Below are 17,682 nucleotides of genomic sequence, written 5' to 3' on the forward strand. Positions count from 1 at the left end.
CTGGTGTTCAGTTCAGGTTATGGCATCTGAAGAATGACTTTGCAGCAGGTGCGTGGATCTTTTTCAAACAGCGTCATGGCGCGTTCGACGTCATGTAAAGGGAAATAGTGCGTGACCAGCTTCTGTGGCTGGATTAACCCTTTTTCCATCCATTCAATCACTTGTGGAAAGCGATGGCTGTTCAGTCTTGAGGTGAACAGTGACAGCTCCTTGCTGGTCAAACTCTGTTGGGTAATGCTGCACGGCTCACCTGAAAAACCCAGCAGGCCAATACGTGCCGCCGGCGAGGCGAGGGCAGCGGCCTCGGCTAAAATAGCGGGATGGCAGGCGGCATCGATAATCAGCGTCGGTTGCAGTCCTTCCAGCTGTGCGGCCAGCGGCACCGCTGCATTGTTAAACACACGATCGGCGCCATTTTGTAACGCCAGCTCCAGCCGCTCTGGCAGACGATCAACCACCAAAACCTGCTCAACCTTATAGACGCCTTTTAATACCTGAATAGCTGTCAGTCCCATCGGGCCTGCGCCATAAATCAGCGCGACATCCTGCGGTTGTGGTTGCAGAAAGGCGGTGATATTAGCTGCAATGGTAAAAGGTTCGACCATGCTTGCCAGCCTGTCGGGAATGGAATCAGGTAAGCGATAGGCATTTTTCGCCGGGGCCACGGCATATTCGCTAAAGCCACCGTCGCGATGCACCCCAATGACCTGCAACGTTTTACAGACGTTAGGGCGGCCTATTGAGCAGGGATAACAATGCCCGCAGCTCACGACCGGATCGACGGCCACGCGCTCACCTAATCGTGCGGTGTCAACGCCGTCACCGACTGCTTCAATCACGCCAAAAAACTCATGACCAATCACGCGCGGATAGTTGGCAAAGGGATTATGGCCGTGCCAGATATGCACATCTGAGCCACAAATACTGGCAAACCGGACGTTGACGCGCACCTCACCGGCCGCCGGCTGCGGCAGCGGGCGTTCAGCCAGAACCAGTTCGCCAGGTTGTTCAATGACTACACTTTTCATTTTCATCTTTTCAGCCTTCGCTCAGCGTTAATGATGAAAAAGTACGCGTATTAATACTACCATACAAGTTTATGTAGCAGAGTTGTGAACAGAATCACACTGTCCAGAACGCGAAGCGCGGGGAAGGAAAAGGCAGACTTATTCTGCCTTTTGAAAGAAAACTCAGGCCAGCAGCGGGCACTGGGGCGGTAAGCGACAGCTCAACGCGCCGGGCAGGATCTCAATAATAAACTCGCGTCCCGACAGCGGTTCACCATCCAGATTAAACGTCATTTCGTGTGGCGAACGGATAGTAAGAGCGGGTGATTTTGTCCGGACAATACCCGGATTTTCATCATCGCCAGTCAGTGAGTGGATCAGCGTGGGCAACAGCTCCTGTGCGGTGACAATCGTGATATCAAGCTGACCATCATTGATTAATGCCGTAGGGCACAGGCGCTGACCACCGCCCGCCTGACGTCCATTACCGATGCCGATAACCAGCGCATCACCCTGCCAGTGAAAGTCTGCCGTGCTGATGTCACAATTATCGGGTTTCAGTGCGTCCATACGCATCAAACCGTGAATAAAGTAGGAGACACCGCCCAGTGCCGATTTCAGTTTCTCAGGCGTTTCCGTGGTAATGCGCGTGCCAAAACCGCCGGTAGCCATATTAATGAAGTAGCGTGTCTGATTAACGCAAGCCAGGTCTATTTCAGTGGCTTTACCCACAATTGCCAGGCGCAGCGCAGACTCCATCTCTTGCGGGATGCCCACGCTGGTGGCGAAATCGTTCGCGGTGCCGAGTGGCAAAATACCCAATACCGGACGCGCTGCTGCATCAATGGCTGCCAGTGCCGTCGCGATTTCGTTAATGGTGCCATCACCTCCGCCAGCCACTACGGTTGCTGCCTGTAGCGTGACGGCTTCGTTTAATAAACGCTCGGCATCCCCTTTTTCCCAGGTTACACGCACTGCAATATTAAAACCTTCATCTCGCAGGGTGGTGATCGCCTGACGCAAATCATCACTGCCTGCGCCTTTGCCATTAAGAATGAGCAGCGTTAGCGATTTTTTATCCATTTCCGTTCCTTAGAGAGCAGCCGATACCGCTGTTTATAGCACAGCTACGCCAGGAAAATTATTGGTGAAAGAGAGAAAAAAGAAAACCCGCACGGGGAGCCGGACGGGTGAATGAGGTGGTTCCTGTTATGACTTGCTTTGATTTTTACTCGTTAGCAGCAGGCGCGACTATAAAACAGCGAAACGTCAGGGTCTGTGATCCTAATCTAACTTCATTTAATATTTTCGCTGGTTAACAATTTACCCTGTGGATCGCGGGTACTCAGGCCCTTGCTGAAGTTGCGTAGCAGCAGCGCAAATTGCAAATCGACCTCTTCAGGGACGTGCAACCAGACGCGGTGCCCGTCACCCGGCGCGACGTCAATGGCCTCTTCGCGGGCATTTTGTAGCGCATCCAGCGTGCAGATCAGATTGCCGGACGGCGTCATAATTTTCAGACTGTCGTGCAGCATGAATTTATTTTTCACCGCCACTTCAGCCCAGCCGCCACGCCGCTCACCGGTAAATTCACCGACAAACTGCTGCCGCTCAGATATCGAATAACCCTGCTGGTAATTTTGATAACTGTCATGCGTGTGTCGACGCAAAAAGCCTTCGGTATAACCACGATGCGCTAAGCCTTCCAGCGTTTCCAGCAGGGCAGGGTCAAAAGGTTTACCCGCTGCGGCATCGTCAATCGCCTGGCGATAAACCTGGGCGGTACGAGCGCAATAGTAAAATGATTTGGTGCGCCCCTCGATTTTTAACGAATGCACGCCTGTCTGGCTCAGGCGTTCAACGTGCGCTACGGCACGTAAATCTCTGGAGTTCATAATGTAAGTGCCGTGCTCGTCTTCAAACGCACTCATCACTTCGCCCGGTTTCATCTTCTCTTCAAGCAGAAAGACTTTATCGGTAGGCTGACCCACGCCGAGGGTAGGCGCAGTCGCCTGCACGGTTAACGGCTGATGCATTTCAACAATATTGCCGATCTCGTCCTGCCTGCCTTCTTCTGCCTTGTATTCCCAGCGGCAGGCGTTAGTGCAGGTTCCCTGATTCGGGTCGCGTTTGTTCATATAACCGGAAAGCAGGCAGCGGCCAGAATAGGCCATGCACAGCGCACCGTGAACAAACACTTCCAGTTCCATTTCCGGCACCTGCTGACGAATCTCAGCAATCTCTTCCAGCGACAGCTCGCGAGAAAGGATCACGCGCGTCAGTCCCATCTGCTGCCAGAATTTTACCGTTGCCCAGTTGACGGCATTGGCTTGCACAGAAAGATGAATGGGCATCCGGGGAAAAGCGTCGCGCACCAGCATGATCAGGCCCGGATCAGACATGATCAGGGCATCGGGTTGCATTTCAATAATTGGGGTTAAGTCCCGAATAAAGGTTTTGAGCTTGGCGTTATGCGGGGCAATGTTAACGACGACATAGAATTTTTTACCGAGCGCGTGGGCTTCGTTAATGCCTTTCGCAAGGTTCTCATGGGTAAATTCGTTGTTGCGTACCCGCAGGCTGTAACGAGGCTGACCGGCATACACTGCGTCAGCACCATAAGCAAAGGCATAACGCATATTCTTCAGCGTTCCCGCTGGAGAAAGCAGTTCTGGTTTCATGTTGTTCTCACTGATGTCAGGTCAGTATGCCGCTGAAGAGCGGCAGGTACAGTGGCCGGGCAAACGGCCCTGTAAAAGGTGCGGAATTGTAGGCTGTGAAAAGCCTGAGGTAAATTGATCTACATCAATCTAAATCAAATGGCAGGCGTCGGCTTCCCAACGATAGCCCATGCCATACACGGCGCGGATAAACGGCTGCTCGTCATCAAGGCTTTCCAGTTTGCGGCGCAGATTTTTAATATGACTGTCGATGGTGCGATCGGTAACGACGCGGTAATCATCATAAAGGTGATTCAGCAACTGCTCGCGGGAAAAGACTTTTCCCGGCTCTAACGACAGAGTTTTCAGCAAGCGAAACTCAGCGGGCGTCAGATCGAGCGGCTGTTCACGCCAGCTAGCCTGAAAACGACCTTCATCGATTTTCAGCGGTGACGCTTTTTGCGCCTCTTCGGGCGACCGCTTCACGCGTCGCAAAATGGTTTTAACCCGCGCCACGACTTCGCGTGGGCTGAAAGGCTTGCAGATATAGTCGTCAGCGCCAATCTCCAGCCCCAGCAGCCGATCAATCTCTTCGGTGCGCGCAGTGACCATAATGATGGGTAATTCGGAAAAGCGGCGAATTTCACGACACAGCGTGAGGCCATCCGTACCCGGCAGCATTAAGTCCAGCAGCAGTAAGTCAGGCGGTGACTGATGCAGATAGCTCAGTACCTCGTCACCGCGCGCAAGGTGATGCGTTCGGTAGTTAGACGCCTGCAGATAATCGATCATTAACTGAGCCAGCTTCGGCTCATCTTCCACAATAAGAATCAGCGGATCCTGGTTTTCCGGGTTCATATTCAGCTACGTAAAAGGAACATAACGCAATTGTAGCGTGATTTTCAGGCCACCTAAATCAGAGTGCTCTGCAGAAATATGCCCGTCATGCGCATCGGCGATGTTTTTACAGATCGCTAACCCCAGGCCAGATCCGCCACTTGCGCGGTTGCGTGAACCTTCGGTACGGAAAAACCGCTCAAAGATTTGTGCCTGATATTCGCCATCGACACCCGGTGCGCTGTCATCAAAGGTCAGCACCCAGTCAGGCGATTCATACCAGACCCGCACCTGAACCGTGCCACCCGTATCGGTATAGCGCAGGCTGTTCTCCAGCAGGTTAGTGAAAAGCTGCATCAGGCGATCGGGATCGCCAAAGAAGGGCGCATTTTCCGGCAGGTTCAGTGTCAGATGTAAACCGTGCGAGCGATAACGCTCGGCAAAACTGCCCGCTGTGACTTCCAGTAGCTGCACCAGATCGGTCGCTTGTTTGCGGTAAGCGAGCGCCCCTTCATCGGAAAGCGATAACTGATGCAAATCATCCACCAGCTTCGTCAGCACCACCACTTCACTTTGCAGCGAACCGATCGCTTCCGGCGTGAGTTTGCGCACGCCATCCTGCATCGCCTCCAGTTCACCACGCAAAATAGCCAAAGGCGTGCGCAACTCATGAGAGATATCAGCCATAAAGGCGCGGCGCATACTCTCATTCTTCTCCAGCGAACTGGCGAGACGGTTAAAATCCTGCGCCAGCTGGCCCAGCTCATCGTGGCTGCTCACTTCTACCCGGCTGGCAAAATTGCCGGCAGCCAAATGATGGGTGCCATCCACCAGCCGCTTGACCGGCGCCAGCAGGCCGCGTGCAATCAGCCAGGTGACCAGAGCCGCTAACAGGGTTGATAAGCCCACAATGTACCAACTGGTACGCCTTTGCTGCTGATCAAAATTAATGTCGGTGCTGCGCGTCAGGCGTTCAGGTGGCGAGCCTATGACCCAGCCTACGATTTTGCCGTTACTCAGGGTTATGTTGCGACGAGAACCTTCGGGCGGTACGGGAGAGCGCGGACCCACCATGACTTTAAACTGTTGATCAATAATCCAGAACTGGGTGCGCCAGCCGTGCGGTGGAAGCTGGTTATTGCTATCGGGATTCTGTTCCAGCGAGCGCAGGATGTTGAACACCAGCCGGTCATTATGGCGCAGAAAATCCCAGTTGCCATGCTGTTCATACTGATCGGCCAGGGCGTCGCTCAGCATGCTTAACCGCTGCTGATTGCCGCGCTTGATGTAATCAACAAAGCCATGCTCAAAGCTCAGGCGTACCCCCAGTGCATGGTGATTAACACTAGCATGCAGGTTGAAAAAATCGCGATAAACAGCTTGGCGCCAATGCCCGGACGCAAAAAGGATTTCATTGACTTCTCCGGCGACGCAGGTCGACATTTTTACTCATTTCTTTAGGAACACGCCAAAATATCAGGGCAGGCAGAATGATAATCACTGCCATGCACAAGTAGGTGTAAATAAACATTTGATGACTTGCTGCGCTGTCATACAGGCTGTCCTGGCCTAAGGCACCGAGCAGCAAACCGGCAATAGTGACGCCGATACTCATCGACAACTGCATGATCATAGAGAGCAGGCTGTTACCGCTGGAGGCGAGTTCATCCAGCAATTCTTTCAGCGTCAGGGTATTCATTGAGGAAAAGCGAATCGCATTGACCATGCCTTGTAGCAGCAACACCAGCGGCAGCAGCCAAATCCAGCCCATCATCGCCACCAGCGGGAAGAGCAGCACCACCAGCGCCAGCGCGACGGTGGAGCCAACCAGCACAAGGCGGTAACCAAACAGATTGACGATACGCACCACGATGCGTTTCATTCCCCATGTTACCGAGCACCATCGGGATCATCATCAGGCCTGCATGGAACGGGCTGTAACCCATGCCGACCTGTAAAAAAATAGGCGTCATAAAGGGCAACATGCCGCTGCCGATACGACCAGTAAAGCTGCCAAGCAGGCCAACAGAATAGGTACGATTGGCAAAGAGTTTGAGGCTGAACAGTGCGCTTTCATTGCCGCGAGCATGCATCAGATAGAATAACAGCGAGAAGAAACCTGTCAGGATCATCGCACCGGGCAGCAGCGGCGACCCTCCACTGCCGCGCTGACCGTCAAGGGCGAGGGTGAGCGTTGCCATTCCCACCGCCAGCAGCACAAAACCAGAAAAGTCAAAGCGACGGGTTTGCATCGAATAGTTCGGCATCAGTTTGAGGGTTGCAATTGCCCCCACAATGCCGACCGGAATATTAATCAGGAAGATCCAGTGCCAGCTGGCGTACTCTACCAATACGCCGCCCAGGACCGGGCCCAGCAGCGGACCAATCTGCCCCGGCAGCGTCACGAACGTCATTGCCGACATATATTGCTCGCGCGGCACGATTTTCATCACGGTTAACCGCCCGACCGGCACCATCATCGCACCGCCAATGCCCTGCACGACACGCGCCATTACCAGCTGATTCAGCGTGGCGGAAAATGCGCACAGCAACGAGCCCAGGCTGAACAGCACAATGGCGGTAAAGAAAATATTGCGTACGCCAAAGCGATCGGCCAGCCAGCCGCTGAGCGGCAGCGTCACCGCAACCGTTAAGACGTAAGAAACGATCACTGAGTGCATATGCAGCGGACTGACGCCCAAATCGCGTGCCATCGCCGGAATCGCCGTGTTGACGATGGTGGTATCCAGCGTCTGCATAAAGAAACCGAACGCGACAATCCAGAGTTGCCAGCGCACCATCGTGTTTTGCATACTCATGGCATATTTCCTTTAACGAGCACTGGTTTTACAGCGCAAAACGGGTTTCGAACATTAATCTGCGCGCGTAACGAAAAAATCGGCACTGCGACTATTCTGCTATCAACACGCTGCGTTTTTTTTTGCGCCGCAGCTTATCCATCGCCAGATACACAACCGGTGTCGTGTAGAGCGTTAACAGCTGGCTCATCACTAACCCGCCTGCAATGGTGATGCCGAGCGGTTGACGCAGCTCCGCACCGTCGCCGCTGGTCAGCACCAGCGGCAGTGCGCCAAACAGGGCGGCCAGTGTGGTCATCAATATGGGACGGAAGCGCAGCAGGCAGGCCTGAAAAATCGCCTCACGGGCGCTCAGGTTGCCGTTCCGTTCAGCCTCAAGCGCAAAGTCGACCATCATGATGGCGTTCTTTTTAACGATGCCAATCAGCAACAGAATGCCAATCAGCGCAATCAGACTAAAGGGCGTATCAAATAATTCCAGCGCCAGCAGCGCGCCCACGCCAGCCGAGGGCAGGGTGGAGAGTATGGTTAACGGATGTACGTAGCTTTCATAGAGAATACCCAGCACGATATAGACCGCGACAATGGCGGCCAGCATCAACCAAACCTGACTGTTTTGCGATTGCTGAAATACCTGCGCAGTACCGGCAAAACTGCCGCGCACGCTGGGAGGAACGCCGAGCGCGGTCATGGTACGCTCGATTGCGGCTGACGCCTGCGACAGCGGCACGCCGTCCGGCAGGTTAAACGAGAGGGTAGAGGCGGCCGACAAGCCTTCATGATTAACCGACAGCGGGGCATTTGCAGGCTGCCATTTAGCGAACCACGACAGCGGAATCGCTTTACCTTCGCTATTGATAACAAACATCTGCTCCAGTGCGCTGATATCCTGGGTATAGCGCGGATCGACCTCCATCACCACTTTGTACTGGTTTAATGGCTGATAAATGGTGGAGATTTGCCGCTGCCCAAACGCGTTATTCAGCAAGGCATTAGCCTCGGAAACATCAATGCCGAGGCGCGCCATGCTTTCACGATCGTAAGTGAGCGCCATTTCACTGCCTTTGTCCTGCTGATCGGAGTTCACATCCGCTAATTCCGGCAGGGCGGCGAAAGCCTGACGGATCCGTGGCTCCCAGGTGCGCAAATCGTTTAAATCATCTGACAGCAGGGAATACTGATAGCTGGCATTCGATTCGCGTCCACCCACGCGCAGATCCTGTACGGCGTTGAGGTATAAATTCGCGCCAGGCTCTTTTGCCAGCTTACCGCGTAGTCGGGTAATCACCTCTTGTGCGCTTTCTTTACGCGCGGACAGCGGCTTCAGCGAGATAAACATCGAACCGCTGTTGGTACGCTGACCGCCTGTAAAGCCCACCACGCTCTCTACCGCCGGATCCGCCCCGACGATTTCCATGAAATCCTGCAATTTACCGCGCATCGCCTGAAACGAAATGCTCTGATCGGCAGAGATAAAGCCAGAAAGGCGGCCGGTATCCTGTTCCGGCATGAAGGTTTTTGGGATGTTAATAAAGAGCCATACGGTCAGTATCACGGTGCCAAACAGCAGCAGTAATACCCAGCGTGCATGACCGAATACCCAGCTCAGCGAACGGCCATAACCTTGCTGCAAGGCGAGCAGCATTCGGCCTGCGCCACGTCGACGCGGCTGGCTGCGAGGGGCATGCGGTTTTAGCAGGTAAGCGCACATCATGGGGGTCAGGGTGACGGAGACAAACAGCGAGATAGCAATCGCGACAGAGAGGGTAATGGCAAACTCGGCAAAAAAGCGCCCAATCAGGCCACCAGTCATCACCAGCGGCAGGAAGACGGCAATCAGCGATAAACTCATCGACAGCACGGTAAAGCCGACTTCCTGCACCCCTTTCAACGCCGCTGACAGCGGCTTCATGCCCGCCTCCACATGACGCGCAATGTTTTCCAGCACCACGATGGCGTCGTCAACCACAAAACCGGTCGCGATAGTCAGGGCCATCAGCGACAGGTTATTCAGGCTAAAGCCGCACAGATACATCGCCGCGAACGTACCAATCAGCGAAACGGGGACTGCCGCCGCCGGGATCAGCGTGGCGCGGCCAGAGCGCAAAAAAGCAAAGACCACCAGAATCACCAGCGCCACCGCAATCACCAGCGACTGCTCAACTTCATGCAGCGATGCACGAATGGTTGGCGAGCGATCCTGTGCCACCTCAAGATTGATCGCCGCAGGGATCACCTCATGCAGCGCAGGTAACGCAGCACGAATGCGATCCACCGTGTCAATGACGTTGGCTTCGGGGGTTTTGCGCACCACCAGCAGTACCGCCGGTTTTCCTTGCGACATCCCGGCATTGCGCACATCCTGGACCGAATCTTCAACGCTGGCGACATCCGCTAACGTCACCGCCGCGCCATTATTGTAGTGAACGATTAGGGGCCGATACTCACTGGCGCTTTGTAACGCATCATTGGTGCGCAGTTGCCAACGCTGTTGTCCATCCTCCACCGCACCCTGAGGGCGACGCTGATTGGCGTTGGAAATGGTTTCACGTACCGCATCCAGCGAGACACCCTGACTGAACAGCGCCTGGGGATTAAGCGCCACGCGCACTGCGGGTAGCGAACTGCCGCCGACGGTGACATCACCCACACCTTCAATTTGCGACAGCTTCTGCGCAAGTTGCGTGGAAGCGTAATCATAGAGCTGACCCGGATTATAAACGTCTGAGGTGAGCGTCAGGATCATGATCGGCGCATCAGACGGGTTGGCTTTGCGATAGGTTGGGCGGCTCGGCATGCCGGTGGGCAACAGGCTTTGCGCCGCGTTGATCGCAGCCTGCACGTCGCGCGCCGCGCCGTTAATGTCGCGGTCAAAATCAAGCACCAGAATGATACGGGTACTGCCCAGCGAACTGGTGGAGGTCATTTCGCTGACGCCAGCGATGCGCCCCAGTGAACGCTCCAGTGGCGTTGCAACTGATGACGCCATTGTTTCAGGTGATGCGCCAGGCAGTGAGGCCGAAATCACGATGACTGGGAAATCGACCTGGGGCAGCGGTGCCACGGGCAGCAGGCGAAAACCCAGAATCCCCGCCAGCGCAATAGCGATAGTCAGCAGCGTTGTGGCAACCGGCCGGTGAATGAACAGTGCGAAGAATTTCACCCCTCAGCCTCCGCCCGACGAAAACGGCGCCGCGTCGCATGGGCCAGGCGATCAAACAGCAGATAGATCACCGGCGTCGTGAACAGCGTCAGGATCTGACTGAGGATCAGGCCGCCGACCATGGCGATACCCAGTGGATGACGTAATTCTGCACCGGTGCCGGTACTCAGCATCAGCGGCAATGCGCCGAACAGCGCCGCCAGCGTGGTCATCAATATGGGCCGGAAACGCAGCAGACAGGCCTGATAGATCGCATCATAGGGTGACATACCTTGCTCACGCTCGGCTGCCAGCGCAAAGTCAATCATCATGATGGCGTTCTTTTTTACGATACCGATCAGCAAAATAATCCCGATGATAGCGACAATATCGAGTTCGTTACCGCTTAACAGCAGCGCCAGCAGCGCGCCGACACCCGCCGTGGGCAGCGTTGAAAGAATGGTTATGGGGTGAATAAAGCTTTCGTACAGCACGCCGAGTACGATGTACATCGCCACGATCGCCGCGACAATCAGCCAGATAGTGCTACTGAGCGCCGCTTCAAACGCCAGCGTACTGCCCTGGAACTGCGTCATTACCTCGGCGGGCATACCTGACTGCGCTTCAGCTTGTGAGATCGCTTTTACCGCATCTTCCAGTGAATAACCCTCCGCAACGTCAAAAGAGAAAGTGGCTGAAGGGAATTGATCAAGGTGGCTCACGCTGAGCGGTGTATGGCGCTGCCCGATGCTGGCAATCGCGCTCAGCGGTACGCTGCCACCTTCGCTGCTGGCGAGGCGAATGCCGTCCAGGCTTTCAAGTCCCGGCGTGGCGCTGGTGTCCTGTTCCAGCACGACCCGATACTGATTAGCCTGGGTATAAATGGTTGAGATCAGGCGCTGACCGAAGGCATTATAAAAGGGCATTATCCACGTCAGCCATGCTAATACCTAGGCGGCTGGCACTGGCGCGATCGACATTCACATAGGCTTCAAGCCCCTGATCCTGCCAGTTGCTGCTGACATCACGCAGTTGCGGAAGTTTATTCAGCTCGCCCAGCAGCGCCGGTACCCAGGTGCTGAGTGATTCCAGCGATCCCGACTGTAGCGTGAACTGATAAGGCGTGCGGCTGGCCTGCGTTTCAATGGTTAAATCCTGTACCGCTTGCAGCCACAACTGAACGCCGGGGAGCTGACTGACCTGCTGTTGTAAACGCTGTTGCACTTCAGGAATGCGATCGTCACGTTCGCTGAGCGGCTTCAGATTGATCTGCAAACGCGCACTGTTCAACGCGGCATTGGTGCCGTCAACGCCCACAAACGACGTCAGACTTTGTACCGCCGGATCTTTCATGATAACCGACGCCACATCCCGGGTGCGCTGCGCCATACTGGCGTAAGAGACCGATTGCGGTGCCTGTAATGTCCCCTGAATAATACTGTTGTCCTGCTGCGGGAAGAAACCTTTGGGGATCACTATCCACAACAATATTGTGAGTCCCAGCGTGCTAATGGCCACTGACAGAGTGAGCCACGGATGATTAAGGATTTTGGTTAATCCACGGCCATACCGGGCAATGATGCGTTCAAACATCGCTTCGCTGGCGCGCGAAAAACGGTTCTGCCTGCGCAGCGATTCAGCACTGAGCATACGTGCGCACATCATGGGTGTCAGCGTCAGTGAGACGATACCCGAAATCAAAATCGCTACGGCCAGCGTAACCGCGAACTCCCGGAACAGGCGGCCAATGACATCGCCCATGAACAGCAGTGGGATCAGTACCGCAATCAGAGAGAAGGTGAGAGAGATGATGGTGAAACCGATTTCTCCCGCGCCTTTGAGCGCGGCGGTAAGCGGTTTTTCCCCTTTTTCGATGTAGCGTGAGATGTTCTCGATCACCACAATCGCATCATCAACCACGAAGCCGGTTGCGATAGTCAACGCCATCAGCGTCAGGTTATTGACGGAGAAACCGAGAAAATACATGGCGGCAAAGGTGCCGATCAGCGACAGCGGCACGGCAACCGCCGGAATAATTGTGGCGGGCACGTTGCGCAGAAACAGATAGATGATCATCACCACCAGCGCCATCGCCAGCATCAACTCATGCTGAGTATCGCTTACAGAGGCACGAATATTGGTGGTGCGATCGGTCAGGAGCTGCACATTGACCGATTTTGGTAACGCTGCGGTAAGGGCGGGCAGCATGGCGCGAATGTTATCCGCCGTCGCGATGATGTTCGCGCCGGGTTGACGCTGAACGTTAAGAACAATAGCGGGATCGCGGTTCGCCCATGCACCCAGCCAGCTGTTTTCAGCGCCCTGTTCAATGGTGGCAACATCCCCCAGCCGTACTGGCGCACCGTTGGTGTAACTGACGATCAGCTGACGATAATCCTCTGCCGATTTCATCTGATCGTTAGCAGAAAGCGTAATCGAGCGGGTAGGGCCATCCAGGCTGCCTTTGGCTGAATTGACGTTAGCATTGCTGATCGCCGTGCGCACCGTTTCGCTGGTCAGTCCAAGGGCTGCAAGCGCCTGGGCATTCATTTTTACCCGCACCGCCGGGCGCTGACCCCCGACAGAGTAACCAGACCCACCCCCGAAACCTGAGAAATTTTTTGTGCAACACGTGTTTCCACCATGTCCTGAACCTGCGTCAGGGGCATGCTGCTGGTGGTCACCGCCAGCGTCATGATTGGCGGGTCGGCAGGATTGACTTTGCTGTACACCGGAGGATTAGGCAAATCATCAGGCAGCAGATTTGTCGCGGAGTTGATCGCAGCCTGCACTTCCTGTTCAGCGACATCCAGTGACAGATTAAGCTGAAATTGCAGCGTCACCACCGAAGCACCGCCTGAACTCTGCGATGCCATCTGCTTCAAACCTGACATCTGACCGAACTGTCGCTCCAGCGGCGCGGTAATCGCGGATGTCATCACATCCGGGCTGGCGCCAGGGTAGAGCGTGACCACCTGTATAGTGGGGTAATCGACTTCAGGTAGTGCCGAAACCGGTAAAAAGCGATAGCCCAGCACACCCGCCAGTAAAATGGCGATCATGAGCAGCGTGGTGGCGACCGGGCGCAGAATAAACTGGCGTGACGGCCCGCCGCTGCCATCAGGAGGCATGACCTGCATTACTTGCGCTCTCCCTGTGACGGTAATGTTGCGCGGCTGTTGGTGGTCGCCGTGCTTTGGGGGCGACCACCTCGACTTTCACGCCTTCCGTCAGGCGATCAAGTCCGTCAGTGACCACGCGCTCACCTGCATTCAGTCCGGCGGTAATCACCACTTTTTGACTGTCCTGCAAACCCGCCTTCACGCTTTTTTTACTGACGCGATTGTCGCTGTTTACCACCCAAACAAAATGGCCTTCGTTGCTCATTTGCAGCGCGGCAGTCGGGATAACAATCGCGTCCTGCAGCGTGTTGACCTTCAGTCGCGCATTAACGAACTGGTTAGGAAACAGCAGATCATCCTGATTATCGAAACGCGCTTTGATTTTAATCGTGCCGGTGGTGACATCAATCTGGTTATCCAGGCTGAGTAATATTCCGCGCGTAATCAGGTTTTGATTGCTGCGATCCCAGGCTTCAACCAGCAGCGGATCGCCGCTTTTTTGCGCCTGAAGGATCTGGCTGATGTTATTCTCCGCCACGCTAAAAACCACATCGATAGGGTGCGTCTGCGTAATCACCACGATGCCAGTGGTATCACCGCTGGTGATGTAGTTGCCCACATCAACCTGCTTCAGACCAACGCGGCCGTCAATGGGTGAGGTGATGCGGCTATAGGTGAGATCGAGCTGTGCGCTGGCCAGGCTGCCTTGATCCGCCTTAATCGTGCCCAGGGTTTCACTGACCAGCGAACGCTGCGTATCCAGCTCCTGCTGCGACACCAGCGAAGTTTTTGCCAGCTTTTCATAACGCGCCAGATCGCGGCGTGCATTGGCAAGCGTGGCCTGATCTTTCGCCAGCTGTCCCTGCGCCTGGGTTAACGCAACCTGGTAAGGACGTGGATCGATCTCTGCCAGTAACGCTCCCGCTTTAACCTGTTGGCCTTCGCTGAAATGCAGTGCCACTAAATCGCCATTTACCCGGCTGCGCACCGTGACGGTATTCGCCGCCGTGACTGTGCCTAATCCACTGAGATATTGCGGCACGCTCTGCGTTGTCGCCGTGGCTGCCTGCACCGGCGCTAAGGGTCGCTGCCCACTGGAACGGGCTTGTCCACGCTGGGGTTTTGCTTCCGCCTGGGGATCGGTATCGGGCTGCGCGGGATGTTGCCACCAGTAATAAGCGCCAGCCACAGCAGTAATCACAATCAGTACAAACAGGAATTTTTTGGCAAAGGAGTGTCGCGTCATTGTTTCTCATGCTCTCCGGCGGTGTTGTAGTCCCATGAGGCAGGTATAAAAGGGCCAGCCTGCAAACGAAAGAGTGTAGTCGCCTCTGGCGGGCAGAAGTTGAAGGAAATAAGGATAACTGTCAGAGCAGGGTAAGTATTCATAATCTGACACTCTTCCGCCCGGAATACGCATTAAGGTCAATTATCCCTTTGCTATGCTGATTAAAGAACCGTTTCGATTCGATAAAAGGAGGAATTATGCGTCAAAATGAAACCCGGCAGTTAGGTGACAGCGGCATTGAAGTGCCATCGTTAACCTTTGGTGGCAATGTTTTTGGCTGGACAATCGATCAAAACACCTCGTTTTCGCTGTTAGATGCGCTGGTAGAAAAAGGGTTGTGGTTTATTGATACTGCGGATGTCTATTCACGCTGGGCACCGGGTAATGAGGGCGGCGAATCAGAAATGATTATCGGTCACTGGCTTAAAAAAGTGGCAAGCGTGACAGCATTGTCCTGGCGACCAAGGTAGGCATGGAACTGTCACCTGAAAAAAACGGTTTAAAACCGCAATATATTCGTCAGGCCGTTGAGGATTCTTTGCGTCGTCTGCAAACCGATTACATCGATCTCTATCAGGCACACCGCGATGATGAAGATACTCCGTTAGCGGAGACGCTCAGCGCCTTTGACAGCTTAATCAAAGAGGGAAAAGTGCGCGCCATCGGGGCGTCGAATTACAGTGCGGCGCGTTTACAGGAAGCATTGCAAATCAGCGAAAGCCAGGGGCTGGCGCGTTATGAAACGCTGCAACCGGAGTACAACCTTTACGATCGCAAAGGATATGAAGCGGAGCTGGAAAACGTCGTCAGACAACAGGGGTTAGGGGTCATCAATTACTACTCCCTTGCCAGCGGTTTTTAAGCGGCAAATACCGCAGCGCAGCCGATGCGAGCAAAAGCGCACGCGGACAGGGTGTCGTTGAAAAATATCTGAACCCACGTGGGTTAAAAATCCTGGCGGCACTGGATGAGGTCAGCCACGCGCATCAGGTTTCCCCAACCCAGGTGGCGCTGGCGTGGCAAATTGCCCGGCCGGGCATTACTGCGCCTATTGTGAGTGCAACGTCACTGCAACAACTGGATGATTTGACGGGTGCGATGGCGCTAAAACTGACGCAGCAGGAGATCGATCACCTGACCCAGGCCAGCAATTAATTAACACGCGGGGCGCTTGCGCCTTTTTTATGCGCAGGGCAATACGTGCGCATTGAACAAAAAAGAATGTCCAGTCAGCGATCTCTCTCACATTTATACAATCAAACCGGTACTACGCGAGGGTGTGCGCACCATTTTATAAATATTTCCCTTTTGTCAGTCTTATCCTCTGCCGGTTATTTCCTGATAAAGATAATCTCTATGAAAAACAAAAAAGCAGTGCAGTATTTTCCGCTGCGTCGCGTGGCAAGCGGCGCTCTGATGTTTACCATGCTAAGCGGGTCGGTACTGGCGGCCGATGCGCTGAGTCCCGATTCTGAATGGATGTTTGGCGACTGGGGCGGCTACCGAACGCAGCTTCAGAACGATGGCATCAAATTCGACGTTAATTACACCATGGAAAGCGCCGCAAATTTAGGCGGCGGGGCAGACACCAATACCACCATGCGCTACAGCGACCAGTGGTCATTTGGCACAAACTTCAATCTGGAGAAGTTGCTTAACTGGCAGGATGGCGAATTTCAGATGACGATAACCAACCGTGACGGACAAAACCTCTCCGATCAGGTTGCTGACAAACGCACCGGGATGCTGTCATCGGTTCAGGAAGTTTACGGGCGTGGACAAACCTGGCGTCTGACGCAGTTTTGGTTACGCAAAGGCTTTTTCGACAACGTGGTGGATATCAAAGCCGGACGTGTAACCGTGGGTGAAGACTTTGATAACTTTGACGGCAACCTGTTCCAGAACCTGGCGCTGGGTAGCGGGCAGGCGGGTAACTGGCGCGGCGATCGCTGGTTTAACTGGCCGGTATCGCAGTGGGGCGGGCGCATCAAGCTGAACGTCACGCCAGAACTCTTCCTGCAGGTGGGTTTTTATAATCAAAACCGTGCTAATTACGATCGCGGTGACGGTTTCCGCCTCGATACCAGCAATTCAGAAGGCAATATGGTGCCGGTTGAACTGGGCTGGACACCCACTTTTGGTCCAGAGAAGCTGCCGGGTAACTACCGCCTGGGCTATTACTACTCTTCTGCCAACGGCGATGTGTATGGCAGCTGGCGCGACGGCGCTTATCAGGAGAAAGATCACGCCTATGGCGGCTATGTGCTGCTGCAACAGCAGTTGACGGCACAAGATGGCGACGTGAATCGCGGTTTAGGCGTGCGCGTACAGGCGGTGATGAACGATCATAAAACGTCCAAAACCGATAACTATCAATCGATCGCATTGACCTGGAAAGGGCCGTTTGATGCGCGTCCGAACGATGAGATTGGGGTCGGCGCAGCGCGTATTCACGTAAACAGTGACTATACCCGTTCGCTGCGCCAGCAAAATGCGGCTAATGGTGAGACCGACTTCGACAGCCCGACCTATCTGCCGATTCAGGAAGGTTCAGAGTACAACTACGAAGTTTACTACAACGCGAAAGTAACGAACTGGATGTCGCTGCGTCCAAACCTGCAATACGTCACGGCACCGGGTGCGGTGAGTGAAGTGAAAGATGCGTTTATTGGCGGTATCAGCGCGAATATTGCCTTTTAAAGGGAAGTCAAAAGCAGCCCGGCCACGCTGTTGCTGGCCCGGATCTTTCAGCTTAAATTACAGCCACAAAAAACGGCCCTTAAAGGGCCGTTTTACGGACATTACAT

General features: G+C 54.5%; 7 protein-coding genes and 5 pseudogenes. 2 read left to right on the forward strand and 10 right to left on the reverse strand.

The genetic code is table 11. The features are described 5' to 3' along the window. Positions 1 to 17: 17 nt before the first annotated feature. From O3W44_RS18860 to O3W44_RS18900, 10 genes and pseudogenes are all read right to left on the reverse strand, one after another. Positions 18 to 1,028: a Zn-dependent oxidoreductase gene (locus tag O3W44_RS18860; RefSeq protein ID WP_269294488.1), complete on the reverse strand. Its 1,011-nt coding sequence runs from the start codon at positions 1,026 to 1,028 to the stop codon at positions 18 to 20. A 162-nt stretch (positions 1,029 to 1,190) separates the two neighbouring features. After that, a complete protein-coding gene (gene yegS, locus O3W44_RS18865) occupies positions 1,191 to 2,090 on the reverse strand; it encodes a lipid kinase YegS (RefSeq protein WP_269294244.1) in 900 nt (299 codons plus the stop codon). A 212-nt stretch (positions 2,091 to 2,302) separates the two neighbouring features. Further along, positions 2,303 to 3,688 (reverse strand): prephenate-dependent tRNA uridine(34) hydroxylase TrhP, encoded by a 1,386-nt coding sequence (gene trhP, locus O3W44_RS18870; protein WP_269294245.1) that lies wholly within the window; start codon positions 3,686 to 3,688, stop codon positions 2,303 to 2,305. 129 nt (positions 3,689 to 3,817) lie between these two features. After that, the gene (baeR, locus tag O3W44_RS18875; protein WP_269294246.1) at positions 3,818 to 4,525 is read right to left on the reverse strand and encodes a two-component system response regulator BaeR; all 708 of its coding nucleotides are present in this window, start codon (positions 4,523 to 4,525) and stop codon (positions 3,818 to 3,820) included. Between the two features lie 6 nt (positions 4,526 to 4,531). Further along, a pseudogene (gene baeS, locus O3W44_RS18880) lies at positions 4,532 to 5,919 on the reverse strand (two-component system sensor histidine kinase BaeS). Beyond that, positions 5,916 to 7,323: pseudogene (mdtD, locus tag O3W44_RS18885) on the reverse strand (multidrug transporter subunit MdtD). The pseudogenes baeS and mdtD overlap by 4 nt, the downstream one beginning before the upstream one ends. Before the next feature lie 91 nt (positions 7,324 to 7,414). After that, positions 7,415 to 10,486, reverse strand: a complete 3,072-nt coding sequence (gene mdtC, locus O3W44_RS18890) for a multidrug efflux RND transporter permease subunit MdtC (RefSeq protein ID WP_269294247.1) — start codon at positions 10,484 to 10,486, stop codon at positions 7,415 to 7,417. Then, the gene (locus tag O3W44_RS25035) at positions 10,483 to 11,391 is read right to left on the reverse strand and encodes an efflux RND transporter permease subunit (protein WP_442954652.1); all 909 of its coding nucleotides are present in this window, start codon (positions 11,389 to 11,391) and stop codon (positions 10,483 to 10,485) included. Before O3W44_RS25035 ends, mdtC begins: the two co-directional genes overlap by 4 nt. Continuing rightward, positions 11,378 to 13,605, reverse strand: a pseudogene (locus tag O3W44_RS18895) (efflux RND transporter permease subunit). Before O3W44_RS18895 ends, O3W44_RS25035 begins: the two are co-directional and overlap by 14 nt. After that, positions 13,605 to 14,833 (reverse strand): annotated as a pseudogene (locus tag O3W44_RS18900) (MdtA/MuxA family multidrug efflux RND transporter periplasmic adaptor subunit). Before O3W44_RS18900 ends, O3W44_RS18895 begins: the two co-directional pseudogenes overlap by 1 nt. Positions 14,834 to 15,072: 239 nt before the next feature. On the opposite strand from O3W44_RS18900, the pseudogene O3W44_RS18905 reads away from it, so the two are divergent. Then, positions 15,073 to 16,030 (forward strand): annotated as a pseudogene (locus O3W44_RS18905) (aldo/keto reductase). Positions 16,031 to 16,231: 201 nt separating this feature from the next. Next, the gene (locus O3W44_RS18910; RefSeq protein WP_269294248.1) at positions 16,232 to 17,575 is read left to right on the forward strand and encodes a carbohydrate porin; all 1,344 of its coding nucleotides are present in this window, start codon (positions 16,232 to 16,234) and stop codon (positions 17,573 to 17,575) included. Positions 17,576 to 17,682 lie beyond the last annotated feature (107 nt).

It is taken from the genome of Pantoea sp. LMR881 (genome assembly GCF_027157825.1).
GTDB classification, from domain to species: Bacteria; Pseudomonadota; Gammaproteobacteria; order Enterobacterales; family Enterobacteriaceae; genus Pantoea; species Pantoea haifensis.